The sequence below is a fragment of the Bartonella sp. AP88HLJMH genome (assembly GCF_042195605.1).
Lineage (GTDB): Bacteria > Pseudomonadota > Alphaproteobacteria > Rhizobiales > Rhizobiaceae > Bartonella.
The window spans coordinates 1-884 of the sequence record NZ_JBHIOR010000100.1; the positions used below are offsets into that span (position 1 = coordinate 1).

The 884-nt window shown below is 38.2% G+C and carries 1 protein-coding gene; it reads left to right on the forward strand.

Going from position 1 to position 884, the window contains the following annotated elements; genetic code table 11:
- Positions 1-131: 131 nt before the first annotated feature.
- Positions 132-722 carry an antA/AntB antirepressor family protein gene (locus ACFIMA_RS09795; protein WP_375693460.1) on the forward strand — a complete coding sequence of 197 codons (591 nt, stop codon included), beginning with the start codon at positions 132-134 and terminating at the stop codon, positions 720-722.
- Positions 723-884 lie beyond the last annotated feature (162 nt).

Consider the following 884-nt stretch of genomic DNA (forward strand, 5'->3'; position numbering starts at 1 on the left):
GTCGGGTGTGGTTATGCTATAAAATACCTTCACGGGGAAAGCATAACGACGGGCTAGTTGCCGTGTTTGTTAGCACCTGGCACTCTTTTTTAGAGTGTCATTAACAAACCTCTAACAACTAGGAGTTCACTATGAACACTCTCATAGAAATTAAAGAACAAATCATTGGACAAGAAACTGTTCAAACTGTTCACGCACGCGAGTTGCATACGTTTTTAGAAGTTAATATACGCTTCAACGATTGGATTTCACGACGGATTGAAGAATATTCTTTTCAAAAAAATCAGGACTTTGTGAGTTTTACTCAAAAAAGAGTAAAACCTAATACCTTTCAGGAAAATCAAGGCGTTGTGAGTTTTACTAAAAATTTAGTAAAACCTAAAGGCGGTCGTCCAAGTACAGAATACCACATCACTTTAGACATGGCGAAAGAGCTCTCAATGGTGGAACGTAATGAGAAAGGACGTCAAGCACGCCGTTACTTTATTGAGTGTGAAAAGAAACTAAAAAACCAAGCTGTTGATTATGATAATGATACGCGCTTTGATTTGCCAAGTTATTGGGAAGGTATGAACGCTGGCGAAAAAGTTTTATATCTTTTAGGTCCTATTCATATGCGTCTTCTTGATGCCTTCAGAGTAGATGAAGAGAATAGAAAATATAAAGCCCTCATTAAAGAAGCTAAGCGGGTTTTAGCAACATCTGTTACGAAAGCTGCTTAGTTTTAAAACCGATTTCATCTCCCCGTTTCAAAAGCGGGGAGGGGATAAAGCTTTCAGTTTTTGGTTAGCCACTGTTTTAAATGTACAAAGACATTCTCTATCGGCTCCATGAGACGAGCAAAATTAAGAAACCATTTTCTAAAGAATTTCGCGCGTCTCAGA